This is a genomic window from Acinetobacter sp. YH12095 (assembly GCF_013419245.1).
GTDB lineage: Bacteria > Pseudomonadota > Gammaproteobacteria > Pseudomonadales > Moraxellaceae > Acinetobacter > Acinetobacter towneri.
Window position 1 is genome coordinate 1 of sequence record NZ_VPAL01000005.1, and the last position, 25,562, is coordinate 25,562.

Annotated in this window: 17 protein-coding genes; 4 read left to right on the top strand and 13 right to left on the bottom strand. The window is 40.3% G+C overall.

The window, feature by feature from the left end:
* Positions 1-231: 231 nt before the first annotated feature.
* Positions 232-1,584: a glutathione-disulfide reductase gene (gene gorA / locus FTU35_RS05585; RefSeq protein WP_096900890.1), complete on the bottom strand. Its 1,353-nt coding sequence runs from the start codon at positions 1,582-1,584 to the stop codon at positions 232-234.
* Positions 1,585-1,913: 329 nt separating this feature from the next.
* Between gorA and FTU35_RS05590 the strand changes: the two genes are divergently transcribed.
* Complete coding sequence (locus FTU35_RS05590) at positions 1,914-2,168, top strand: hypothetical protein (protein ID WP_180064573.1); 255 nt, start codon at positions 1,914-1,916, stop codon at positions 2,166-2,168.
* A 78-nt stretch (positions 2,169-2,246) separates the two neighbouring features.
* On the opposite strand, the gene pepN is transcribed toward FTU35_RS05590, so the two are convergent.
* Positions 2,247-4,856 carry an aminopeptidase N gene (gene pepN / locus FTU35_RS05595; protein WP_179988639.1) on the bottom strand — a complete coding sequence of 870 codons (2,610 nt, stop codon included), beginning with the start codon at positions 4,854-4,856 and terminating at the stop codon, positions 2,247-2,249.
* 371 nt (positions 4,857-5,227) lie between these two features.
* Here pepN and FTU35_RS05600 point away from each other — a divergent pair, with 371 nt between their 5' ends.
* Entirely contained in the window at positions 5,228-6,385 is a 1,158-nt protein-coding gene (locus tag FTU35_RS05600; RefSeq protein ID WP_004973232.1) for a hypothetical protein, read from the top strand.
* A 114-nt stretch (positions 6,386-6,499) separates the two neighbouring features.
* Here FTU35_RS05600 and FTU35_RS05605 read toward each other — a convergent pair whose 3' ends face one another.
* The 7 genes from FTU35_RS05605 to FTU35_RS05635 form a co-directional block, all read right to left on the bottom strand.
* Positions 6,500-7,231: a hypothetical protein gene (locus FTU35_RS05605; protein ID WP_004973230.1), complete on the bottom strand. Its 732-nt coding sequence runs from the start codon at positions 7,229-7,231 to the stop codon at positions 6,500-6,502.
* 212 nt (positions 7,232-7,443) lie between these two features.
* The gene (locus FTU35_RS05610) at positions 7,444-8,412 is read right to left on the bottom strand and encodes an IS30 family transposase (protein ID WP_230245640.1); all 969 of its coding nucleotides are present in this window, start codon (positions 8,410-8,412) and stop codon (positions 7,444-7,446) included.
* Between the two features lie 416 nt (positions 8,413-8,828).
* Positions 8,829-11,468 carry a bifunctional aconitate hydratase 2/2-methylisocitrate dehydratase gene (locus tag FTU35_RS05615; RefSeq protein WP_180064574.1) on the bottom strand — a complete coding sequence of 880 codons (2,640 nt, stop codon included), beginning with the start codon at positions 11,466-11,468 and terminating at the stop codon, positions 8,829-8,831.
* A 296-nt stretch (positions 11,469-11,764) separates the two neighbouring features.
* The gene (locus FTU35_RS05620; protein ID WP_004973220.1) at positions 11,765-12,034 is read right to left on the bottom strand and encodes a hypothetical protein; all 270 of its coding nucleotides are present in this window, start codon (positions 12,032-12,034) and stop codon (positions 11,765-11,767) included.
* Between the two features lie 200 nt (positions 12,035-12,234).
* Positions 12,235-12,594, bottom strand: coding sequence for a hypothetical protein (locus FTU35_RS05625; protein WP_104852111.1), 360 nt, complete (start codon positions 12,592-12,594; stop codon positions 12,235-12,237).
* Between the two features lie 114 nt (positions 12,595-12,708).
* Complete coding sequence (locus FTU35_RS05630; protein ID WP_180064575.1) at positions 12,709-17,220, bottom strand: translocation/assembly module TamB domain-containing protein; 4,512 nt, start codon at positions 17,218-17,220, stop codon at positions 12,709-12,711.
* 21 nt (positions 17,221-17,241) lie between these two features.
* Positions 17,242-20,046, bottom strand: coding sequence for an autotransporter assembly complex family protein (locus tag FTU35_RS05635; RefSeq protein WP_167846058.1), 2,805 nt, complete (start codon positions 20,044-20,046; stop codon positions 17,242-17,244).
* A 175-nt stretch (positions 20,047-20,221) separates the two neighbouring features.
* Between FTU35_RS05635 and FTU35_RS05640 the strand changes: the two genes are divergently transcribed.
* Together FTU35_RS05640 and coq7 are read left to right on the top strand one after the other, a co-directional pair.
* Positions 20,222-21,541, top strand: coding sequence for an MFS transporter (locus tag FTU35_RS05640; RefSeq protein WP_180064576.1), 1,320 nt, complete (start codon positions 20,222-20,224; stop codon positions 21,539-21,541).
* Between the two features lie 4 nt (positions 21,542-21,545).
* A complete protein-coding gene (gene coq7 / locus FTU35_RS05645) occupies positions 21,546-22,181 on the top strand; it encodes a 2-polyprenyl-3-methyl-6-methoxy-1,4-benzoquinone monooxygenase (protein ID WP_004973212.1) in 636 nt (211 codons plus the stop codon).
* Between the two features lie 315 nt (positions 22,182-22,496).
* Here the strand turns inward: coq7 and FTU35_RS05650 are convergent, their stop codons facing one another.
* The 4 genes from FTU35_RS05650 to FTU35_RS05665 form a co-directional block, all read right to left on the bottom strand.
* Complete coding sequence (locus FTU35_RS05650; RefSeq protein ID WP_004973211.1) at positions 22,497-22,934, bottom strand: 2-amino-4-hydroxy-6-hydroxymethyldihydropteridine diphosphokinase; 438 nt, start codon at positions 22,932-22,934, stop codon at positions 22,497-22,499.
* Positions 22,891-23,271 carry a dihydroneopterin aldolase gene (gene folB / locus FTU35_RS05655; protein ID WP_004973210.1) on the bottom strand — a complete coding sequence of 127 codons (381 nt, stop codon included), beginning with the start codon at positions 23,269-23,271 and terminating at the stop codon, positions 22,891-22,893. Before folB ends, FTU35_RS05650 begins: the two co-directional genes overlap by 44 nt.
* 152 nt (positions 23,272-23,423) lie before the next feature.
* A complete protein-coding gene (locus FTU35_RS05660; RefSeq protein ID WP_096900942.1) occupies positions 23,424-24,722 on the bottom strand; it encodes an AarF/ABC1/UbiB kinase family protein in 1,299 nt (432 codons plus the stop codon).
* 58 nt (positions 24,723-24,780) lie between these two features.
* The gene (locus FTU35_RS05665) at positions 24,781-25,509 is read right to left on the bottom strand and encodes a HesA/MoeB/ThiF family protein (protein ID WP_180064593.1); all 729 of its coding nucleotides are present in this window, start codon (positions 25,507-25,509) and stop codon (positions 24,781-24,783) included.
* Positions 25,510-25,562: the final 53 nt, after the last annotated feature.

Below are 25,562 nucleotides of genomic sequence, written 5' to 3' on the forward strand. Positions count from 1 at the left end.
AAAGTTGGGTGTATTTCTTCATTGTGTGCTTTCCAATTGCGAGTTGAAAAAGTCTAATGATTCTATGAATACACCTAACTTTTTCAACTAACTACAAATGTGTTGCACTTGGGATTTGAATCTGCGTCTTTCTGACGTTTATCTTCTGATTTTTTATCTACAAATTTCAAAAATAAAAAAGAGTATGGATTTTTTTAACCCATACTCTTTGTGTGCGACTACGCTACTCCATTAGCGCATAGTCACAAATTCTTCTGCAGCAGTTGGATGAATTGCGACAGTATTGTCAAAATCTTGCTTGGTCGCGCCCATTTTGACCGCGACTGCAAAACCTTGCAAAATTTCATCCATGCCATAGCCAATACCATGCACGCCCACGACTTTCTGTTCATCACCAACGCAGACCAATTTCATTTTAGACACTTGACGATGCTGAGTTACAGCCGTGTACATTGAGGTAAAAGAAGATTGATAGACTTTGACCTGATCTTGCCCAAACTGTTCAATGGCTTGCGCTTCACTTAACCCCACCGTACCAATAGGCGGATGACTAAAGACCACCGTGGCAACATTTTGATAATCTAAATATTCATTTGGTTTGTGATTGAATAAACGTTCAGACAATTTACGTCCTGCGGCAACAGCAACGGGTGTCAGCTCAATTTTTCCAATAATATCGCCCACCGCATAAATACCTGCTTGGCTGGTATTTTGGAATTGATCTACTGCGATATATCCTTTTTCATCAATCTGCACATTTGCAGCAGCCAAGTTCAATGCTTGTGTATTTGGTTTACGTCCAACTGCCCAAATCAGACAATCGACCTCATGCTGTGAACCATCTTCAAGATGTAATAACAAAGACTGATCCGCTTGGCGAGTGACTTTCTTTGGAATGGCTTGCGTATGCACTTGGATATGTTCATCACGCATACATTCAAGTAATGTTTCACCTAAAAATTGATCTAAACTACGCAGCGGCAATTGTTTACGAATAAACAATCCAACTTCTGAACCCAACCCATTTAAAACACCTGCTAACTCTACGGCAATATAACCCGAACCGACAATTGCCGTGCGTTTTGGTAATTGTTGCAATTCAAAGAAACCGTTTGAATCAATTCCTAGCTCTGCCCCTTCAATATCTGGACGTGTTGGCTCAGTTCCTGTGGCTATTAAAATGTGATCTGCAGTGTATTGCTGCTGATTTACTTCAACTGTTTTTTCATTTACAAAACGAGCAAAGCCCTGAATCACATCAACATTGTTTTTAGCTAAACCTGATTGATACGATGCATGGATACGCTGAATATAAGCTTGACGATTTTGAATTAACGTATTCCAATCATGCGATTTTAATTCAGTATTAAAACCATAATCTGGGCCGTATTTTTGAATAGCATCGGCGATTTGCGCAGAATACCACATCACTTTTTTAGGCACACACCCCACATTGACACAAGTCCCGCCCAAATCTGCAACTTCAATTAATGCACATTTTTTACCATATTGCGCCGCGCGATTGGCCGAAGCAATACCACCACTTCCTGCCCCAATTACCAAATAGTCATAATGTTTAGCCATTTCATGCCTCAATTTTTCGTGATTTTTTAGATACTCATCTGCAGAAATTCAGCGCAGAAAAACATTCATTTTCATCAAAACTAACACATAAAACTGCATTTCCCAAGTCAGCCATATTGTCTAAATACACAAAATCGACACACTGTCATTCAATTGATTTCACTGCCAATAAAACTGACTATTCACTTAAATTTTACGCTTTTAAGGCTATAATATAAATTTGATTTTTTATCATTGGGGTCAATGTGAAGCAGTGGGTTTACGTTCTGATATGTAGCTTTATCACTTTCGGCTGTTCCCCATCCCAACCGTCAGATCAAGCCCCAAGCATGTTTGATGAACTCGATCTCATCAATACCAAAATGAATGAAATCTTGCTTCGCAATTTAGATAACTATTCTGCAGATGAGCGCAAACATATTATTTGTGAAGAATATACGCAGATTTACAAACATGAATATATGCCAATTGTACTTAAAAATTCTAAACCTGAAGATCGGCAATATAACGAGAAAAAATTACTTGCTGAATTAAATGAAACTTACACCAACTATAAAAATGAATATCAAATTCGCTGTGACTAAGCTAGATTATTTTTAATGTATTCCAGCCACAAAAAAGCCATTTCAACGAATTGATGAAATGGCTTTTAGTTTTTTAACTTAAACCTCTAACATACTATTTAGGGTTTCAACCACGTTTTTAGATTTCACCACAGACTGCAAATTTAGCAACGCTGCTTGCACTTGGTTACGTTGTGGCTCTGCCAAAGTGTACCAACGCGACAACACCTGCAATAAACGCGAACCTACAATTGGGTTTTTCTCATCTAAATACTTGGCTAAGTCAATAAAATGCTGAACACCAAAACTCCATGTATTCACAGGGTTGCTATTTAAACCACCACTGACTGAACGAATACGGTTAGGTGTACCCAAATCATAATCAGGATGTGCAGTTAAAGCCTGAATGGTTTCAGCTGTCGCTTTTGGATGTGAAGCTTGAACCATAAACCATTGATCAAGTGCTAAAGCTTCATCTTTAAAACGTGTATAAAAATCTTCCAAAGCAGCTTTGGCTTGCGGTGCATCATTCCACACCAAGACACGCAATGCCCCTAAACGCTCAGACATATTTCGAGTGGTATGGTATTGCTGCTGTGCCAGCTCAAACGCTTTGGCATCGCCCTGACGTGCCATTAACGCCAACATGATATTCTTTAAAGCACGTACACCCATTGCCTGAGAGAAATCTTGCTGCATGTCTGGATCAAGGCTTAAATAGGTTTCTTTGCAGAATGCACCAAGTTCGCGCGCCAATGTATCTAACAGCGCATTGCGTTGTTGCTGAATTTTTTCAGGTTGATAATTTTGATCAATACGGCTGCCCAAATAGCCTTCAGAAGGTACATCAAAAATACGTGATGCCAACAAAGGATCTTTTTCAATTAAAGCAGGTACTGTATTTTTCATGGCTTGCAAATAAGTATCTGCTGCATGTTCTTCCAATAAAATACGTTCCAATAGAGTCTGAGTCGCCTGCCACTGGTTAAAGCCATTGGTTTCGTGCTGCATTAAAAATGCCAATTCATCATTAGAATAGTTAAATTCTAAATTCACAGGTGCAGAAAAATTACGCAATAAAGAAACAACGGGATGCGCAGTTATACCGCTAAATTCAATACTTGCTTGTGCCTGATCAAACAAATACACACCATCTTTTACTGAGTTTTCAACCAAAGCTTCAGACTGCAAAATATATTGCTCGCCTGTTTCTGCATTGAACAATGCCAATGCAACAGGAATAGGCAATGCTTTTAAGTTTGGATATTTGGCATTGCTTTTCAGACTTTGTTTTAAATTTAAACGATAAACCTGCGCAGCCGCATCGTATTCGCCCTGCACTTCAAGCTTTGGTGTGCCTGGTTGATTGTACCAAGTCAGGAAATTAGATAAATCAACACCTGAACCTGCGCTTAAAGCATTGACCCAATCTTCAACCGTGACTGCTTGTCCATCATGACGACGGAAATATTCATCACTACCTTTACGGAATTTTTCTTTACCGAGTAAAGTCGACATCATGCGGTTAATTTCCGCACCTTTTTCATAGACTGTTGCGGTATAGAAGTTATTAATTTCTACAAAATGATCTGGACGTGGCGGGTGCGATAACGGGCCAGAATCTTCGGGGAATTGATGTGCTTTGAGCACCGCCACATCATCAATACGCTGTACTGCGGCAGACTGTAAATCTTCAGAGAAAGATTGGTCACGGAACACCGTTAAACCTTCTTTTAAACACAACTGGAACCAATCGCGGCAAGTAATACGGTTACCTGTCCAGTTATGAAAATATTCATGCGCAATCACGGACTGTACGCGCATAATTGCGGCATCTGTGGTGTATTCTTCATCGGCCAATACACATGACGTATTGAAAATATTCAGACCTTTATTTTCCATTGCGCCCATATTGAAGGCACTGGTCGCCACAATCATATAATTATCTAAATCATACGGCAGACCATAGTGTTCTTCATCCCAACGCATCGAATGTTTTAACGCTTGCATAGCAATTTTGCATTTTGGAATGTCTTTTTCTTCTGCATAAATTTCCAGTGCAACATTACGCCCTTCAGATGTCACATAATGGTCTTTCATGACTGCCAAATCGCCAATCACACAAGCAAATAAATAGCTTGGCTTTTTGGTCGGGTCTTGCCAAATCGCATAATGACGACCTTCGCCTGCTTCACCTGTTTCTAACAAGTTGCCGTTTGCCAATAACACAGGATATTTTTTATCGGCTTCAACACGTGTGGTAAATACCGACAATACGTCTGGGCGGTCAGGATAGAAGGTAATTTTACGGAAACCTTCAGGCTCGTTTTGGGTAACAAATAAATCAGAACTTGCCTGATATAAGCCTTCAAGTTGCGTATTGCTTTCAGGATGAATGATCACGATGGTTTCTAACGTGACTTGATCAGGTGCATTTGCAATGCGAAGCTGCTCACTATCTAATTGATAGTCACTTTCCGATAATTCCGTGCCATTCAAAATAATAGATTTCAATTCTAAATCACGGCCCAATAACACCAAATCGCCTGCAGTCTGACGCTGCATTTTCAATGTTGCACCCACTTGGGTGTAATCTGCATAGACTTGAATATCTAGCTCTACAGCATCTACCAAGAATGAAGGTTTTTGATAGTCTTTTAAATAGATAGTTTGGCTGGCTTCAACCATAGGATTTGCTGCAATATTCATCTTGTCCTCATTCTTTGTGGCGATGCGCTTGTTTTTGTAAAGTTGCAATGATCATACGACAACTTTCAACATCTGTCTGCGCACAATCTATTTCAGTCTTATTCAACAATGCTGATTTATATGGGCGCTCAACCCAAGCTTTTCAATCCTATCTGGATTAATCCTGTACAAGTAACATAAAAGCAGACTGTTTAAATCAATACCTGTATTGCTATTACGCGTAAATTTAATATTTTGATATGCAACTTCACTTCAAATACGACCAACACAGGCTAATTTTGATGATGATCAAAAGCACAGAAGCTTCCACTTTTCAGTACACAAGCCATGTATAATGACATATCACGATTTACTTGAGCTTCTATTTCACAATGCTACAAATTCTGCAAAAACAATTAGATGAAAGCACATTATGCCCTTTGTGTCAGGCATCTATGTATTGGGTAGAAGCAGAACAATATGAGCAGGAATTAAATTTTCACCAATGTAGTCATTGTGAACATCGCATCTTTCAAAATAGCCAACAACAAAACTGTCATTGCGCAAGCTGTACCCAACAACGCAAAAAAATCATGGCGGAAACCCGCTTGCAAGAACAACAAAAATTCAAAAAACAGGATGCACCTGAACGCGAATTAAATCAGCTGCGTTTTATAGATAAATTATTTTTATTGAGTATTTTAGATCAGCATGCACAGGAACATATTCCACATGAAGAATTTATAGATTGGGAAAAAATCAAGTATTTAAATATTACCCCCAACTATTTTTTCCAGCACGGCATGATCAAACATTTGCTAAAAGAGCAAATATTAATTGCCAAAGATTTTGCGGAAAATGCGCAGCAATATTATATCAATGTCCGTTTAGATGGTTATTCTGAACCAAGCTTATTCAGCATTGCACAACAATTACGTTATTGGTTTTATGAAAATCTGAGTATGGGCACACCGTTCAAAACAGCAGATGAAGTCAAAGATGCGCTGTATTTATTGCTGTATCAAGAGATTGTGCAGTTTATGCAATTTTATTGTCGGACTTGGGGAATACAAATTGCGGGCAACCATAGTTTTCAGAGCTTTTGCTACCGACTTTTAGATGTCTTGGCGGTTGGGCAAATTTATTACTTGGTGCAAACTGCTTTGGAATTTTTATACCAACAAAAAGCACTCAAACCGCGTAATGAAAACTTTATTAATACCAATTTACTGAAAAAGACTGTGCAGCAATACCGAGAACGGTCAGTGGCTGAAAAATGGGAGACCTCTACCCTGCCACGCCCGCCTAATTTGCCTTTCAGCTATATGAGCGAAATTTTATTCTTCCGCTTTTTGGGTTATGACGAAAGGATTTTCTTTCAACCTGTGTGGCGTTCTTGGCGAAAAATTGAAGCACGACTTAAATTTTATTCACTTAAACGCTGTATGCACTGCGGATCGGATGAACTGACTGTCGATTATGACGCAGAAAATTATGTGTCCTTATTTTGTCGCAACTGCAAACATCAAGATCATTATTTCACTCAATAAAACTTTGGTGAAGATGATGGTTACACCCCATCACTGCCCAAATTCATCATCTACTGCAGTATAGAGTCAACAGGATACGTACAGAGGATTACAGTTTTTCGATGTGATAAGCACCTAATCCACTTTTCTGTTTAGTGCTAAATTGAGTGCCGTTTCAGATAAAGTTTTACCGTCTAATTTACAAATACACATAATGCCCCAACCATCAAAATAATCAGGCGCGTGCTGCAAAAAGAAATTGGAATGTACATCTTGCGGAATTCTCAAATGCATCAGTTGCTCAAAACTTCGTGCTGGAGAATGAGTTTCATGCACATATACGCCTTCACCGCGCTTTTGAATTTCAGGATACCGTGCCGCCATAAGCTGCAAAACTTCATGATATTCCTTAGGCATAGTTTTCCCGACTCTTGGGAAAAAACTTTTAGAACGCGAAGCAAACAAAGAATAAATCTTCGGTTGATTAATGCTAATCACAAACCACAATGGAATAAATGGATTTTTTAAGCGTCGATTCAACATGGCTTTGACTGCACTTGGAATCGTCAAATTTTGTTTTTGATATTCAGACAAAAAACCCGCTCGTGAATTGACCACATGCATAGGCTGTTCATTATAATGAATCAAAATAAAAGGAATAACATTTTGCCCAACCACTTGATCTCGATCATGATATTGAATAACCGTGACTGCGATTGCATCGGGGTCATAAACAAAGGCTTTAAATTCTTCTAAACTAGAATTTGGAAAGATTTTTTGATCGAATTGATAAATTTTTTCAAAAAAATACGATTGCTGCTGCATTGAAAGCGCTTTAAAGTCAAAAACTGTTTCTATTAAATTCATAAAAACAACCCAGTTTCATATTTAAAGAGAGACGCAAAATTTTTTTAATTGGTCAATGCATTAATAATATGACACATTTTAATTACATAATTTTACAATCATTATAGTAAGTTATTAAAAAATATCCAATTTCATTAAAATTAAAACTAAGCAGTTCATTTCAATAAAGTTTTTACCAAAAATTATAATTAAAATTGAATACCAGGGCGAATTCAAACATGAGGTGCGACAGTTTCAAAAGCCTTATGATAATCAACAAGCTGAGCAAATTTCTCTAATGGTGTAAGCCAATCTAACGCTTTTCTAGGGCGAGTATTCAGTGACATGGCAACTTGATTTAAATAATGCTGATCTGCCTGGTTTAAATCAATCCCTTTAGGTAAATACTGCCTAATTAAACCATTCATATTTTCGCATGTGCCTTTCTGCCATGGCGAATGTGGGTCACAGAAATATACATCTATGCCTAAATCTTCTTCGAGAATTTTATGTTCTGACATCTCACGTCCACGGTCATAGGTCAATGTTTTACGCAGTTCTGCGGGTAAATATTTCAGAGCTTCAGTTAAAGCCTTGCGCACTGATTCTGCCTTTGCATCAGGTAATGTTGCCAAGATACAGAGCCGTGTATTTCGTTCAATAAGTGTTGCTATCGAACTTTTATTGTCTTTACCTTTAATTAAATCGGCTTCCCAATGACCCGGTATTTTTCTTTCTTGAACTTCGGCTGGGCGCTCATGAATAGTTTTAATATCCTGTAATATAGAATCTTTTTTAGGTTCACCGTTAGCTTTTCGCTTTTTATTTTCATGACGCAGACAGGATAGTAAGTCTTTTTTCAGCTCACCCTTTGGTAATGCTCGTATAGTTGAATAAATCGTTGTATGGCTTACATTCATTGTTTGATCCAAATCAGGAAATCTCTTTAAACGCTTTGCTATTTGCTGAGGAGACCATAAACAACGGATCGCTTCAACAATAAATTTCCAGAGGATTGAATCGATTTTGAGTTTTCTATGACCACGTCTACGTCTAGCGAAGGTGTTATCAGAAGCATATTGAGCTTGATAAACGTCATTGATGCTATTTCTTTTAAGTTCACGATAGATCGTACTAGGATGTCTTTTAATAAGTTCAGCAAATTTTCTGGGTGAAAAGCCTTCTTTTCTTGACTCAAGCATTAATGCAGTACGATCTTCAAAGTTAAGATGATGGTATGACAATTTTATATACTCCATAAACCCTTTAAATTAATTAGGTGGTTTATGTCGCACTTCAAGTTTTACTCTGCCCAGCATTAATCCATTATATTTTGTGACGCAGTTTACATTATTTTATGACGAACGGTATTGATAGGCAAATTTATATTGTTTTAATAAGTTAAATCCTAATTTATTTCATAGCTTACGCCCCTATTTTTAAAATCAGCTAGGCAAGCTGAAATATCACAATCTATGCTGTTTTAAATGTCATTCATTATTAGATTGAAATTTTACACATAAAAATAAGGGCTGAATAATCAGCCCTTATTTGATCTTGCTTATCGCTCAACACTCGAACAAATCATAGATTTGCTCTTGCGTTTGCTTTTCCTAACTTAGGTCAACTGAGCAGCAGCAATTTTCTTGGTGTCTACATTCGCAGCAGCGTCTGTGTAGCTTTCCATCTGGTCAAAGTTCAAGTACTTGTAGATGTCAGCAGACATGCTGTCGATTTGAGAAGCGTACTGTTGGTATTCTTCTGGTGTTGGTAACTTACCAAGTACCGCTGCAACAGATGCAAGCTCAGCAGAAGCTAAGTAAACGTTTGCACCTTGACCTAAACGGTTCGGGAAGTTACGTGTAGAAGTAGATACTACAGTTGTGTTCGGTGCTACACGTGCTTGGTTACCCATACATAATGAACAACCTGGCATTTCTGTACGCGCACCCGCTTTACCATAAGTGTTGTAGAAGCCTTCTTCCATAAGTTGACGCTCGTCCATACGAGTTGGAGGCGCTAACCATAGACGAGTAGATAAAGAACCACCAGGAACTTTGTCTAATAACTTACCAGCAGCACGGAAGTGGCCGATGTTTGTCATACAAGAACCGATGAACACTTCATCAATTTTGTCACCTTGAACGTCAGAAAGAAGTTTTGCATCATCTGGATCGTTCGGGCAGCAAAGGATTGGTTCTTTGATGTCTGCAAGGTCAATTTCATACACTTTAGTGTATTCAGCGTCAGCATCAGCTTTAAGAAGTGATGGGTTCGCTAACCATTTTTCCATGTTCTCAACACGACGAGCCATAGTACGCGCATCGCCATAACCTTCAGAAATCATCCACTTAAGCATGGTGATGTTTGAACGAAGGTATTCAGCAACTTTCTCTTCAGAAAGTGTGATAGAACAACCTGCAGCTGAACGCTCAGCAGAAGCATCAGACAATTCAAATGCTTGTTCAACTGTTAAGTCAGTTTCCATTTCTGTTAAGTCGATTTCTAAGATACGACCAGAGAAGATGTTTTTCTTACCTTTCTTCTCTACAGTTAAGTCACCTTCTTTAATTGCGTAGTAAGGAATCGCATGTACAAGGTCACGTAAAGTGATACCAGGCTGCATTTTACCTTTGAACTTCACAAGTACAGACTCAGGCATGTCAAGTGGCATAACACCAGTTGCTGCAGCGAACGCTACAAGACCAGAACCCGCTGGGAAAGAAATACCAATTGGGAAACGAGTATGCGAGTCACCACCAGTACCTACTGTATCTGGAAGAAGCATACGGTTTAACCAAGAGTGGATAATACCATCACTTGGACGTAAAGAAACACCACCACGGTTCATGATGAAGTCAGGAAGCGTGTGTTGCATTTGAACGTCAACTGGTTTTGGATACGCAGCTGTGTGACAGAAAGATTGCATTACTAAGTCTGCAGAGAAACCTAAACAAGCTAAATCTTTTAATTCGTCACGTGTCATTGGACCTGTTGTATCTTGAGAACCAACAGTAGTCATCTTAGGTTCGCAGTAAGTACCTGGACGAACACCTTGACCTTCTGGAAGACCACAAGCGCGACCTACCATTTTTTGAGCTTGAGTGAAGCCTTTGCCTGTGTTTTCAGGTTGTACTGGAGTACGGAACAAAGTAGATGGTGCAAGACCTAAAGCTTCACGCGCTTTAGCTGTCAAACCACGACCAACGATCAAGTTAATACGACCGCCTGCACGTACTTCGTCTAGAAGCACTGGAGTTTTAAGTTCAGATTCAGCGATTTGTGCGCCGTCTTTGAACGCTGTTACTTTAGCAGCAGCATGGTCGATTTTAAGCGTGATTTCATCACCCATGTTCATGTTAGAAACGTCGATTTCTACTGGTAAAGCACCCGCATCTTCCATTGTGTTAAAGAAGATTGGCGCAATTTTACCGCCTAAGCAGTAGCCGCCATCTTTTTTGTTTGGAATGTGCGCGATTTCATCACCGAAGAACCAAAGTACAGAGTTAGTTGCAGACTTACGAGAAGAACCTGTACCAACAACGTCACCCACGTAAGCAACTTGGTTGCCTTTCGCGATAAGGTCTTTGATTTGGTTTAATGGACCAACTTCACCAGGAACTTCTGGGTTGATGCCATCACGTACGTTTTTCAACATTGCATTTGCGTGCAATGGAATGTCTGGACGACTCCATGCGTCTTGTGCAGGTGACAAGTCGTCAGTGTTGGTTTCGCCAGTAACTTTAAACACTGTAAGTTTGATTTCTTCAGGTACATCTTTACGGCTAGTGAACCATTCAGCATCAGCCCAAGATTGTAAAACTGCTTTCGCGTTTTCGTTACCTGCTTTTGCTTTGTCTGCTACGTCATGGAACGCATCAAATACAAGCAAAGTATTTTTCAATGCTTCAGCTGCTAAGCCAGCCAATTCAGCATTGTCTAAAAGCTCTACTAAAGGTGCTACGTTATAACCACCAAGCATTGTGCCTAGTAAGTAAACTGCACGTTCTTTAGAAACGAGTGGAGAGGTTGCTTCACCTTTTGCTACAGCAGCTAAGAAAGCAGCTTTAACGTATGCCGCTTGGTCAACACCTGCAGGTACACGGTTTTCAATCAAATCAACCAAATAAGCTTCTTCGCCTGCTGGTGGATTTTTTAATAATTCAACTAATGCAGCTGTTTGCACATCATCAAGTGGCTTCGGTGGGACTCCGAGTGCGGCACGTTCTTCAACGTGTTGGCGGTAAGCTTCTAGCACGGTGTTATTCCTCTTTTTTAAAAAATTATTTGTGAATTCCTGCTTTTAAAGCATCACAAACAATATGGACTGCAAAATTTTACTAAACTTCAGGTTAAAAGTTAATGCAACTAGAGTGTTTCTTTGTGATGCCCATTATTTTATAACTAAATGATGCGCATATTGTTCAATTTACAGGCAAAACACGACTTAATTTTAACTTTGTCTGTATGTACACTAACTTTTCGCCTAAAGTTTAACTCGTAAAAAAGGCAACGCTCATGTTGCCTGTTCTAATGAATGAATGATATTCCACCTTAGTGTACTGTCGTAGCTTGAAGATAGTGCTGTAATTGTTCACGACTACCTTCAAACTTGAGTTGAATTTCATCTTCATGCAGCATGCAATGTTCTGCACTGGTAAACGAAATTTGAACTTGATATATCTTTGCAGGTGCATCAATTTGCTGACGTAAATACACCCGATCACCTAAACTTAAAACATAATGACTGCCGCCAATCACTGCGACACCTTGTTCATCTTCTAAGAGCAAATCTGCATTATGCAGGTAAGCAACCACTTCCATTATGCGCTCCTACTGTTTTTGTTATCTTTTTAATTATTCATGAAAAAGATAAGCTTTGCCAGTTTTAAGATTTAGAACTTGTCACAATTTATTTGTTATTTATTTTAGTTTTAGACGTTTTATTTACTTAGGCTATTTTTGATAAAAGATATAGAGGTACAAAACATATTTCAATTTTAATTCATAAAAAAACCGTTCTTTTAGAACGGTTTGTAATCAGGCATTTTATCATGCGGGGTCGCGATACATTTTTCAGTAAATTGCGTACGGACTTTTTCACGTGCCGCATCAACATCACCATTAATTTCTTCAAGTGGTAATGCATATACTTGCTCAATAATCTCTGAGATAAAATTACGGGTAATGTCATCTTCAATTTTATTGGCATGCTCAATGGCACGTTCTTTTTCAATCGCATTTTGACGATCTAGCATGATGGTACGCGCAGCATTGCCAACACTTCGGCAATAGCCTTGCCATTGTTCTTCAGGGGTTAAGGGTTTCTTTTCTGCACAACCCATTAATGCAAGCACTGCAGTCACCACCAAAATCTTTTTCATTGAAGCTCTCCTGTTGTGCTTATGATAATCAAAAGTTGACATAAATACGAAACTATCCATGCACAAGCTTAAAAAATGCGCTCTGATAGAACGCATTTTTAAGTGAGGTTGCCGTTAGAAGCGCCAGTTATAGAAAATATCCACTGCGCGTTCTAAAGCTTGGCTGGCTTCTAAGTACAGTCGCTTATTCATTTGATAACGCAAAGTCAATTTATTGACAGGTGTGAAAACCCCCACACCATAACGAATAAACAAGTCTGGGGTGATATAACCCGTCAAACTGACTTGGGTATCATCGCCTGTACCTTGGGCATCAAGTGCCAAACCACTTAAACCGAAGGTACGTCCAATTTGATTGGTCAAGGCACGTGTACCACCCAATCCCATACTAATACCTGCCGCTGCAATAGTATTGTTGACGTCTGACTTAAAGCTTTCGGTCTGACTTAAACCACTGGTACCTTCATTGATACGACCTGTGATCAAAGCATTTAATGCTTCTTGTTCAGATAAGCCTGCATCGTTATAGACCTGAATGTTCGGACTGCTGGCTGTGCCTGTAACTCTAAAGCCGACCATGCTGCCCTGTACATTTTTATTGGCATCCATATCTAAAGTTGGGTTAGAAATTGGGCCATTAAAACGCGCAATGGCACGGTTCAAATCCAGACTTTGTCCATAGGCTTCAATTTTCACACGCTGGCTGACCCCAATCGCACCATTGGCACGCATCGCAGTTTCTAAACCACGTTGAGATAAATACAAACGTCCAATCAGTGGAATACGGCTATTAAAACCTTGGAAAATGACCAGATCACCCAAATTCAATTCAAGATCGGCACGAATATCCCATGGACGAGCTGAACGTAATAATGCCAGTTGATCTTGTCCTTCATGTACCACACGCACATCCGAAGACACGTTAACCACAGGTGCAGACACTTCAGGCATAGAAATTAAAGCCCGAGGTACATCTACACGTCCTTTTAAACTCAGTTTTTTCTGGAAAGGTAAAACATCTAAGGATACATCTGGCGTAATCATTGCAGTAATTAGCGGTGCTTGACGAATTAATAAGTCTTTACCGTTTAAATTTAACTGAATACGCGGATCATTTTTCCAATCCACACTGCCCGTTAAACGCCCTACACCACCACCGCTGTTAAATGCGCCATTAATGCTGGCTTGATCTTGGCGGATAGAGGAATAGACCTGCACATTGGTCAGATTTACAGGTAACGAAATCATGCTGATCGCACCATCTTTCAGGCGCATTTCACCTGTGAGCAATGGTGAAGTTAAAGTCCCATTGATCTTGCCAGCAAAGGACAAAATGCCTGCCATTGAGCGCACATCGGCAATAAACGGTTTAAAGACTTTGAGTTGTACCTGATCAAAGGCAATTTCGCCGCGCATTGGCATATTTTTGGTGTAAGGATCAATCAGCACATTGGCATAACCCGTACCAATTTCAGGCGTTTTCACATCTATACGTAATTTCAAGCCTTCGGCAATACTTTTTGCGACCACTGCCACTTGTTCATAACGCAAGGTAGAGCCGATATCTTGTGGATCGTCCGCAGCAAGTCCAATGACGCCATCACGCGTGACCAAATGTGCATCAATTTTTGGCTTCTGTCCTTTTGCCCACGCCGCTTTGGCATACCCATTAACCTTGCCTGTAATCGCCAAACCTTCAGGCATAAATGCAGAAAAGTCATTTAAGTCTAAGTTTTGAGTCACAAATGATGCATTGGCTTTGGTTTTACTCACACGAATAGGTTGATCAAAACACAATTGGCTTTGCTGACTCATCCAACAATGCGCACCAACATACAACTCACTGGTTCTATGTTGATATATCACGGCCGCGTTTTGGCGCTGTGCCAAGTGGGTTCTTAAGGAGTCAAAATCTCCTTTCTGGATTTGTCCCATCCAATCATTTTGTGCATTTAAACCACCCGCCAATTGTATATAAAACTTACTCAGCTTATTTTCGGCTTCTAGTTTTAAAATATGTGCCTGACGTGTACCTGCTAAAGAAATCTGCCCTTGCTCGATGCCACGGTTGCCACTGCGTAAATTTTCCATGGATGCCGTCATCAGCGTTGGCGTATTTTCAGAGGTTGGCAATTCACCTTGTAGGCGCAATTTACGCACGCTGAAAATATTATTTACACTGAACTGATCAACAGCGAAATTGGCAGTGGCTTGTAAGCGTGGCTGCGACTGCACATTGATATAGCCATACGCACGTCCACGTAAACCTGAATAGATTTCGTATAAAGCAGGCGCATTGACTTTAATACGCAGATTTTGTGCATTCCCCGTTGCTTGTAACTGATTTTTGGCATAAGACAAAAATAGATTATTGGCTTCAAACTGTTGTGGTAAAAAGCCTTTTTGATTAGCATCAATCAACATGGCTAAATTCCCCGTACCACGTACAGGTTTATTATTGAGCATGCCTGCCAAATTCAGACGTTCAATGTTGATCCGTTTTTGAGTGTCTGACCAAATACCTTGAGTGCGAATATTGCCCGATAATTCACCACGTACACTGGACACAAAATAGTGCGGCTTAAAGCGAATTAAAGAAGCGTTTAAATTCCAGCTCACCCCCTGATTCAAATGCAGCAAACCATCCGCCACAATTTGCCCTGCAACACCATTATGGCGTAAGTCGCTAATTTTAATTAGTTCCGGCGTACCCGATAATTTTAGTTTTAAATGTCCTTCACTGCCTTGAATGGCACTGGCATTTAACCCACCATCATAATTCACGGCAAAACTTTTAAAGCCACCACCAGCTTTCACATCATGGAACAATAAAGCGATGGTGCTTTGCCCAGTTAAATGTACGTTTTCATTTTGATTGACCAAACGCCCTGTCAAATTAATATCTTTCAAATGAATAATTTGCTGATTCGGCAATGCAAAACCATTGGCTTTAAACTGCCCATTTAACACATTAACAGGTGCTGCGGTGCTGATACTTTGCGGATTAAAGTTTTTCGCAGCCAATACCGCATTCCATTTCAACTGACGTTTATCAGTTGGTAAATCAATGACGGCGCTGCCTGCCAAATGACTATCTGCAGTATCAAATTTAAAATTAGGAATATTTAAACGATTATTCTTTAAATTCAATTTGGCTTGGTACATGCCCGCAGGTAACATGGTTTTTTCATGTGTGCTGACTTTACTCGCCACAAAAATATCTTGCTGACCTTCTACCAAGGCCATTTGCACATCACCCAATTCACTTTTTAACCAACCCACATACGGCACAGCACGGTCTATGTTGTTCCAGCGCACATCAAGCAACATCGGATTTGCCGCTTTGCCCTGCGCAGGTTTTTGATCGAGTTTTAAATTCCAAGTTTCATATTGGTCAAAATCGACTTGTGCAGTTAAGTGTGTGCCTTTTTCCAAATGACCTTTAGATGCTAAATTGGCATCTAAACTTGGCGGTAAAAAGTCTTTGACCACTTGAGGAATTAGTGGATCTTTAGGATTAATTTTATCCAGACGTCCTGTTAAATCCCAATTGACTTTTTTATCCCAACTGACAATGCCCGCTACATTGGCAGCACCTTGCATAAGTTGTGCATTTAAATTGCTGATATTCAGTTGATGAACTAAGTCGGTATACATCAAACCTGTATATTGACCTTTAGGAATGTGTTTACCGCTCAAATCTGTATTGACATCAATATCTAAACGCTTGATATCACCTTTAAATTTGGCTGCACCTGCTTGGGTAAAAAGCTCCTGCTCGGTCAAAATAGGCCAACGGTAGTCTTTAAATTGTAACTCACCAAACATTGGCACTTGCTTACGCATTGGATGCAGCACCACCCATCCCGTGAGCAAGTCAGGCGTATTTGTTGCAACACCCGCCTGAATCGTGTCGAGTGTGCCTTTACCCACCACTTTAATATCGTGAATATTTAAGCTGTCATGTAAAGAGGGAATATTTAAATCACCCACCACATTAAGCGGATATTTACCTTCAAATTTCATATCGCCTGTGGCATTGCGTACATTCAAATATCCCATATCCATATTGGAATCTTCAAATTTCAGTTCTGTACCCGACCACAAGGCATTATTTAAATCAATATCGTAAAAATCGACCTGCGTACCAGAGGCGGTTTGAATCAATAAATGATCGACATCGGCAGTATCTAAACGCAAAACAAAAGGTAAGCGAATTTCATTGAATTTGAATGGATCATCACTTGGTGGGCCTTTCGGATAAATCCTCAGATTACGCACATCGGCACGATTGAGATGGATTTCTTTATCTAAAATGGCACGCCAACCAAGAATGACATCGGCACGGTCAATTTTGACATCAACAGGTTTTAAACTGACGATGATATTGCGCAGAATAATCCCGCGCCATAAATTACCGCCTTCATATTCATAATGAATAATTTCTTGGCGCTGCAATACGCTGTCTAATAAGAACTTTGAGCCACGGTCTGTTGAGAACATCACCACCAAAGCGGACACCAATAAAACCAGCATCAACAGCAGTGACAGTAAAACACTCCTGAGTATTCGACGCTTTTTAGGTGGCGTTACTGGAGTTTCTGGTTGCTGTTCAACTTCAGCCATAATGTTCTCTAAGTCTTAAATTTATAGTTGAGAGCCAATAAAGAAATGTAAACGGATTGGATGGTTATCATCTGAAATACCAGAAGCCACATCAATCCGAATTGGGCCAATTGGTGATGCCCAACGTACCCCCAAACCTACGCTATATTCGGTGTCGTTGCTAAAGTCTTTATCGTAAGCATTACCAAAATCACTAAATACTGCTGCGCGCCACCCCTCTTTAAATTGATAGTTATATTCTAATGAACCAACCGCCAAAGCCTGACCTCCAATTTTAAAGCCTTCAATTTGTGGTGTTAAAGACTTGTAGTCAAAGCCACGTAAAGACTGGTCACCACCAGTAAAATAACGCAAATTATAAGGCACTTTATTAAAATCTTCGGTGTAGATATAACCTAAGTCACTGCGTCCGACAAACTGATGATCGTCATTTTCACCCAATGAATAAATAAAACGCCAACCTGCATTTAGAATGGCTAAATCTGCATCGCTGAGCAGTGATTCACTCCCCAGTTCTATTTTATAAATTTGGCGGAAACCTTTGCTTGGGTTAACACGACGGTTACTGTCGGTACGTGAAACTTCATAGCCAAGCAATAACGATTGTTGCTCGACATCACCATTGGCAATAAAGGCATCAGGCACTTTTTCCAAAAATACAGTGCCATCTTCAGTTAAGCGATCCAGTCGATAACGCAAGCCAAAAGTATGTTGCCAACTGCCCATTGGGTTTTTAATCACACGGTCTACACCTGCAACCGCAGATTCAATCATCAAGCCGCCACCTTGTGCAACATCGTCACGTTCTTCACGCTCATAACCGCCAACCAACGCGACATAATCATTCAGTGGATGGTTATAAGGAATGTTATAGCGTCCATCAATGGCTTGACGAATTTGTGAAAGCTCCAAGTTGGCATCGAAAGAGTGACCACGTTTATTGACAATGGCACGGCGATATTGCCCACGCAAACGTACGCCTGTGTCAGTTCCGTAACCCGCACCGACTTCGGCACTATTTAAGCGGTCTGCATTTAAAGTCACAATCACAGGAATTTTTTTGTCGATACGTGCCTGTTGTTTTAAGCGTTCTTCTTCTGATTGTTTGTCTTCTTGCTGTGCTTGTAGCATGTGCAGCTTATCGTTGCTCGCACCTTCTTCTGTGCCTGCAAACTCAGCTTCATTCACCACAGATTGCGTCACTTCCTGAGATGACACCACCCGTTTTTGATCGACGACTGTGGCATCGTAAACAGAGAGTTTTTGTTGATCGACCAAAGCCTGAATATCAGGCGGTAATTCCAAAGGATACTCGACAGGATCAGGGCGAATTGTATCAACCAAGGTGTAGTTGAAATAACGCGAGTTGGTGAGGTTATTGGCCAAACCATTTACACGCCAAAAAGTATAGTCAGCATTGTCCTGCCAAGTGACCATACTTTGCAGAATATCCATATCCAAAGGGAATTCTTGATTTGGATCGCTCATACGAAATTCAACATTTCCGAGTTTATAACGCTCGCCTGTTTCATAACGTAAATTGATATCGGCTGTATTTTGAGGTTGAGCGACTTTAACGTCATGCAAACGCCAGTAACTGTCAAAATAACCGTTATCTGAAGCGGCATCGGTAATTCGTTTTTTGGTTTGCTCATACAAACCATGATTAAACACATCATCTACTTCTTGATCAGGCAAGACACCAATAACCTGAAATTGTGCCTCGTATTGTCCTTCACCTGTAAATTCAATATTTTGCTGTTTAATCGCCACAGGTGGATTTGGCACAACCTGCACACGCACGCGGCTATCACTGAGTTTTTCAAACTTAAACTCGGCATTATAAAAACCCACCGCCTGCGCAGCCTGATTTGACAACGTACGCAGTTGCGGCAATGCCGATGGAAAATCTGCAAAAGATTCCTGGGTAAAACTGGAAAGTTTGGCCTTAATATTGGCACTTAAATGATCCACCGCTGTACGATAAGCATCGGGCGACACTTCTCCAATTGAGTTTTGTGTACCATTGGCGCCATTTGCGGTAATGACTACATCTGCACTAATACGCGGCACTTTGGCTGTGTTTAGCTCACGCGGTGGACGGACTTTATACAGTAAACGTCTGAAAAAACCGGGTTTATCGGCATTTTCGACCTGCGTCATCCAGCCCAATTCAGTCATTAAGGTATCGTTAGGATTGGCTTCCACTACAAAATTACTGTCTGCCTGAATATTGGTTATGAGCTGATCGACATTTACAGGCGCTTGATCAATTTGCAGTAGCTCCTGCTGTGTTGCGTCTTTAACCAACGTTTCTGGCACTTGACCATTGCGGTCTAGCATCGCTTCTTGTTTGGCTTGTTCTGCCACCTGAAAAATTTCATTGGCAAGCCCCTGATCTACAGGTGCAATGGGTAAATCTTCTAAGTCTTCAAATTCGATAGGCTGAAATTCAGCAAAAGATGCCCCTGCCTGTTGTTGCTGTTGCAGCATTTCTAGACTATTAAATTCAGGTGTTTGCGCTTGCTCTAAAGCTTCTTCTATTTTTTGTAGATCTTGGGCACTGTCTTTACCTTGTGCTGCTGCCAGTTGTTTAATTTCTGCAGCTAAATTTTGTGCTTCTTCTGCAGTTGGAGTCTGTAGCGGTACAGGATTTTCAGCAAGCTGAGCGTTTGAATTGGGTACAGTAAGACTTTCTGCAAAACTTGAAGATGCAACTAAACCTAAAAACAGACTTAGTCCGAGCTTTTTCGGCATATTCCAGCATAAAATTGCATGCATACTGGAACACAGTACTGATTTTTTAAAGTTTGTATTTACAAGCATAAAAAACTCTAAACTGATTTAATTTTTATGGAAAAACCCCAATGAACCCGCGTACAAACACCAATTTATTTGATTTTTTCATCAGTGAAAAGACTTGAAACATCATACATGATTTTCTGTACTATTATATCAAGCGGTCACATTTCTTAATAAAACTAAACGAAGTTAATCACGCATGGAAAAAAATGAACATTTGTTAAAGAGTCGTCGCTTTTTGCCGATGTTTCTCACTCAATTTTTTGGCGCACTCAATGATAACGTGTATAAACAAGCGCTGCTTTTGGTCTTTACCTATGGCTGGATTAGCCAACAATCTGCAAATGTCAGCACCTTGAATAATTTAGCAGCCTTGTTGTTTATTTTGCCGTATTTTATTTTTTCTGCCACCGCAGGACAATTAGCAGACAAGTATGAACGTGTCCAATTGGTGCGTGCCATCAAACTGCTTGAAATTGTCATCATGCTGATTGGTACCGTTGGTTTTATTTTAGGAAATTTGTGGCTATTGCTGATTGCCTTATTTTTAATGGGCGCACAATCGACCTTTTTTGGCCCAATCAAATATGCCATTTTGCCTGAAGTACTCAAACCGCATGAACTGATGTCGGGCAATGCAATTTTCCAGTCAGGTACATCCATTGCAATTTTATTGGGGATGATTTTAGGCGGTGCAGTGATTTCGGTATCTGCAGGCAATTTAGTCTGGATTAGCTTAACTGTGGTGATTATTGCACTAATTGGTTATGCCTCAAGTCGTTTTGTGCTGACGCAGCGCGTCACGGCACCCGACATTCAAATTGACTGGAATTTTTTCCGTACCAGTTTCCAGACTTTAAAATATGCCAAAAGCCTGCCGATGATTTTTCTAATATTATTGGGCAATTCTTGGTATTGGTTTTATGGGGCAACGTATTTAACCCAAATTCCACAGCTCACTCAACAAAACTTGCATGCTTCTGAAAATGTGGTGAGTTTATTACTGACACTCTTTTCTGTCGGTATTGGCGTAGGTTCTTTGCTCTGCCGTAAAATAGGCGGTACCGAGGTCAATATTAAAATGGTGCCTATTGGCGCAGTCGGTTTAACCGTCTTTGCTTTTTATTTGGCAGGCACATTGGCTTTTGTACCAGAAAAAACAGGCACACTACTGGGCTTAGCCGAAGTCTTTCAGCAAGGCTGGAGTTATTATCATGTCATGTGTGCAGTCACTTTACTGGGCATTAGTGGCGGTTTTTACATTGTGCCCTTGTATGCCATGATGCAAGCCTATTCCCCTCGCTCGCACCGCGCACGTGTGGTCGCAGCCAACAATATTTTAAATGCGGTATTTATGGTGTCATCTGCCATTTTTTCGATTTTAATTTTAAGCATTTTAAAAATTGATTTAAAAATTTTATTTAGTATTACGGCTGTTTTAAGTGCTGTTTTCACCTTTTGGCTCTTGTTAAAGCTCAAGCCAATGTTAGATACTGCACAGGACTCTTTGGAGGATTAATTTCATGCGTCATTACACAGGCATCGACAAGTTTATTCATTCATTTGACCAAGCCTTACGTAGTTTAGTACCTGGCACAACTTCGGCTCAACGTGAAAACCCGGGCAATACGGTTGAAACCAAATTGGCTGTGAGTGAAGCACGTCATGTTGCAGGCTTAATGCGAGTAAACCATAGTGGTGAAGTCTGTGCACAAGCCTTATATCACGGTCAGGCTTTAACTGCGAAATTGCCCAATGTACGTCGTGAAATGGAACAGGCTGCAATTGAAGAACAAGACCATTTGGCGTGGTGCGAAGACCGCTTAAAAGAGTTAGACAGTCACACCAGTTTGCTTAATCCTGTATGGTATGGCTTGTCTTTTGGGATGGGTGCAATTGCAGGTATTGCGGGCGATAAATACAGTTTGGGTTTTGTGGCAGAAACTGAACGTCAAGTCAGCTTGCATTTAGAACATCATATTAGCCAATTGCCTGAACAAGATGATCGTTCACGTAAAATTCTAGTCCAAATGAATGAAGATGAATTGCATCATCGCGATACGGCGCTCAAAGCAGGTGGTGTAGATTTGCCTGTACCTGTACGTTTGACCATGACTGCGATTTCCAAGCTCATGACCAAGACCAGTTATTATATTTAATGAATTGATAACACTTAAACGCTCACAATTGTGGGCGTTTTTTTATGTCATTGGAATAGAAAACATCTCGATTAAAACGATCAAAAAATAACAGAGAAAGAGCCGATCTTGAGTTATCCCAAGATTTATCCGCAGATTTTGTGGATATTTTTTAAGTGCAAAGCCGTATAAATACAGAACAATATTGTTTTTGATGGTTTTTCATACAAATATATCAGAAAGATATGACACGGTGATGTTAACCGAAACGAGATCACAGATCACAGCCAAAATTTAAAGATGTGTAGTACGAATCTACCCCTTTTATTGGCTGATTTATTCTTCACAACTCACAATGGGATAGTCATGCGCAGAATGCACAAAAGCCTCATCTTGCCAAATATCCCACATTGGAATTTTAACATCTAAAGCAAGTGGCATTTTTTTCGGATTGAATTGCATTTGAGCTAAATTTTCACCCCACGCAATAATATCAATATCCAGCGGAATATCATGCGATGGGCGCACACGCCCTGCTGCAACTTCCAATTCCTTAAGGATGACGTTTAGATGCTCAAAGCTTAAACGGCTTTTTAGCAAACAAGCAGAATTCCAATAGTCTGCACCAATTCCATCACGGCATGGAATCAGATAAATGTGCGAAAAATGCACTTCACCCAATGCAGCAATTTGCTGATAGGCATTTTTAAACTGACGCGGTGCTTCGCAGTTACTCGCCAGAGCGAGGGCAAAAATCGTTTCGGTGGCGTTCAAGACGAATTCCTACAGAATTGGCTTCTGGAATAATGGCAGGTTTGCGAATGGTGATGGTAATGGATTCAATGGCGGCAAAAGTCGTAAAAAGTGCATCCAATACCAATTGTGCGGCATGCTCAATCAATTTGGGCGCAGCCTGCTGAATCACTTGCGCTGAAATGCTGCAAATTTCTGCATAATTGAGCGTGTCTTGCAACTCATCTGAAGCTGCAGCTTGGCTTAAATTGGTGGCAATAATCAAATCCAACATAAGCGGTTGTTGAATCTGACGCTCCCATGCAAAACAGCCGACGACTGTTTCTACCTTTAAGCCTTCAATGATAATTGCATCCATGACCACACTCTATATTTCATTTTAAATCCTTCTATCTCTGTCTATTGAAAGGGATATTTGCCGTATTTTAAAGCCACACTGAACTCATAAAACAAAAGATCGGTGGCTTTAAAACATGCAACCAGAAGGCTTGATTCGCCCAATATGGATAATTAATGCTTTAACAACAAATTCGGATCAATGCTTTGTACCATCTGCAGTCGTTGATCGGCATAAATATCGGTATAAGGTGCTAAAACGCGCATGAAACGGTCAAAGTACAACATTTGCTTGAACAGTAAAGCAAAGTCACGTGGGAAACGAATCCCATGACGCTCACCCACAGCAACCATATCAAGCATGATGTCATTTAAATCTGCAGGGTTAGAAGTCAGCAACTCTTGAGGATCGGCCAGCAATACGCCACTAAATAAACGCTCTAAATCTGCTGCCAAAACCTGAGTATCAATTTGCGTGTCAGTCATGCCCATTTTGAGCATATTTTCCGCCATAAGCGTGTAGTTGGTATTTTGCAAGGCATCCATAAAGGCCATACAAGCAGTCCACACTTCAGGATTTAGCTGTCCGACAATACCAAAATCAATAAAGCCGACACGCCCATCTTCAAGCAACATCAGGTTGCCTGCGTGTAAATCGGCATGGAAACTGTTACACATCATCAAACTACCGAACCATGTATTCATGGCAGTAATCAATACTTGCGATGGGTCGTTAGATACTTGTTTCACCACGTCAAAATCGGTCAAAGGTACGCCATACAAACGCTGCATGGTCAATACGCGACGGGTGGAATATTGATGATAGACCTTAGGTGCAGTGGCTTTTTTGTTTTGGGTCAAATTCAGATAATTAATAAAATCATCTAGGTTACGCGCTTCTTCAATAAAGTCGACTTCACGCACCATACGAGTTTTGATTTCTTCGACAATATCGGCCAATGACGCAAATTTGACTTTAGGTACTGCTTTTTCGAGCAGTTTAGTCGCCCAGTGCAAGACGTTTAAATCGGTATAGAGAATAGTTTCTACACCCGGTTTTTGCACTTTAATCACCACATCTTCGCCACTCACCAATTTTGCAGCGTGTACTTGTGCAATAGATGCTGAAGCTAGAGGCTTTTCATCTATTGAGGCAAATATTTCATCTAAATTGCGCCCTGCAAATTCAGATGCCAATACTTGCTGCACATAGCTAAACGGTAAAGTTGGGGTTTGGTCTAAACAACCTTGAAATTCTTCTACATATTCACGTGGGAACAATGACGGCGTACTGGCAATAAACTGCCCAAGTTTAATGTAGGTTGAACCTAAAGATTCAAATGTTTCGCGCATGAGTTTGGCATTACTTGGCTTTTCAGTGGCATATTTAATGCCTGCTTTGGCTGCCACTACGGCAGTTTCACCCATGCGAGCAACTGAACGTAAACCATCTAACCAGATATTATTTTTCATCATGTCTGAGTCATATTAAAGTAGTGTGAGTTTATCAAAAAATTGCCAAGTAAAAAGGCTATCTTGCCTGACAAACTGGACAGTTGTGGTCTTGATCAAACGACAATAAGCGTTGTTTCATGCTTAAACCATCCCAAAGTAATAGCTTTTGTTTCAGCGCGGTGTTGCCTAAACCCAAGTACAATAAGGCATGATGCGCTTGTAAACTGGCCATGACGTTGGGAGTGGTTGCCAATACGCCACTGTCAGCGCAGCGCAAACTTTCATTGGCATGTTGTTCTTTCGGGAACAGACATTCATAGCAAGCAGAATCACCTTCGACCATGAACATTTGCCCTTGAAAACCAATGGCAGAGGCACTGAGTAAAGGTACATTCAATTGTCGGCAATATTGATTGACCAAATATCGGGTACTGAAATTATCACAACCATCTAAAACTAGGTCTTGTTGGGCAACTAAAGTGCCTGCATTTTGCGCATCTAACAGCGTGGTTAAACAAACAATCTCGATATAAGGATTAATTTGCATTAATCTTTTTGCGAGAATTTCGGCCTTATAAAAGCCTAAATCTGCGGGGGTATAGGCGATTTGTCGTTGCAAATTACTGGTTTCAATCACATCAGCATCAATCAGGGTGATTTTACCTACGCCTGCACGCGCTAGTAATTCTGCGCTTAAACAACCAATCCCGCCACAACCTACAATGAGTACATTGGCAAGTTTTAATTTTTCTTGTGCTTCAATATCCCAGCCATCCAATAAAATTTGTCGGCTATATAGATGCATTTCTGCATCGCTCAATTCCAACTGAGTATCGAATATGCTTTCCAAGAAAATAC

Excerpts from the sequence above, each read along its gene's own strand:
- gorA (WP_096900890.1), bottom strand. The coding sequence starts at position 1,584 with ATGGCTAAACATTATGACTATTTGGTAATTGGGGCAGGAAGTGGTGGT.
- FTU35_RS05635 (WP_167846058.1), bottom strand. The coding sequence starts at position 20,046 with ATGCTTGTAAATACAAACTTTAAAAAATCAGTACTGTGTTCCAGTATG.
- coq7 (WP_004973212.1), top strand. The coding sequence starts at position 21,546 with ATGCGTCATTACACAGGCATCGACAAGTTTATTCATTCATTTGACCAA.
- folB (WP_004973210.1), bottom strand. The coding sequence starts at position 23,271 with ATGGATGCAATTATCATTGAAGGCTTAAAGGTAGAAACAGTCGTCGGC.
- FTU35_RS05640 (WP_180064576.1), top strand. The coding sequence starts at position 20,222 with ATGGAAAAAAATGAACATTTGTTAAAGAGTCGTCGCTTTTTGCCGATG.
- FTU35_RS05590 (WP_180064573.1), top strand. The coding sequence starts at position 1,914 with ATGTTTGATGAACTCGATCTCATCAATACCAAAATGAATGAAATCTTG.
- FTU35_RS05625 (WP_104852111.1), bottom strand. The coding sequence starts at position 12,594 with ATGAAAAAGATTTTGGTGGTGACTGCAGTGCTTGCATTAATGGGTTGT.
- FTU35_RS05605 (WP_004973230.1), bottom strand. The coding sequence starts at position 7,231 with ATGAATTTAATAGAAACAGTTTTTGACTTTAAAGCGCTTTCAATGCAG.
- FTU35_RS05600 (WP_004973232.1), top strand. The coding sequence starts at position 5,228 with ATGCTACAAATTCTGCAAAAACAATTAGATGAAAGCACATTATGCCCT.
- pepN (WP_179988639.1), bottom strand. The coding sequence starts at position 4,856 with ATGAATATTGCAGCAAATCCTATGGTTGAAGCCAGCCAAACTATCTAT.
- FTU35_RS05630 (WP_180064575.1), bottom strand. The coding sequence starts at position 17,220 with ATGGCTGAAGTTGAACAGCAACCAGAAACTCCAGTAACGCCACCTAAA.
- FTU35_RS05610 (WP_230245640.1), bottom strand. The coding sequence starts at position 8,412 with ATGCTTGAGTCAAGAAAAGAAGGCTTTTCACCCAGAAAATTTGCTGAA.
- FTU35_RS05620 (WP_004973220.1), bottom strand. The coding sequence starts at position 12,034 with ATGGAAGTGGTTGCTTACCTGCATAATGCAGATTTGCTCTTAGAAGAT.
- FTU35_RS05660 (WP_096900942.1), bottom strand. The coding sequence starts at position 24,722 with ATGAAAAATAATATCTGGTTAGATGGTTTACGTTCAGTTGCTCGCATG.
- FTU35_RS05665 (WP_180064593.1), bottom strand. The coding sequence starts at position 25,509 with ATGCATCTATATAGCCGACAAATTTTATTGGATGGCTGGGATATTGAA.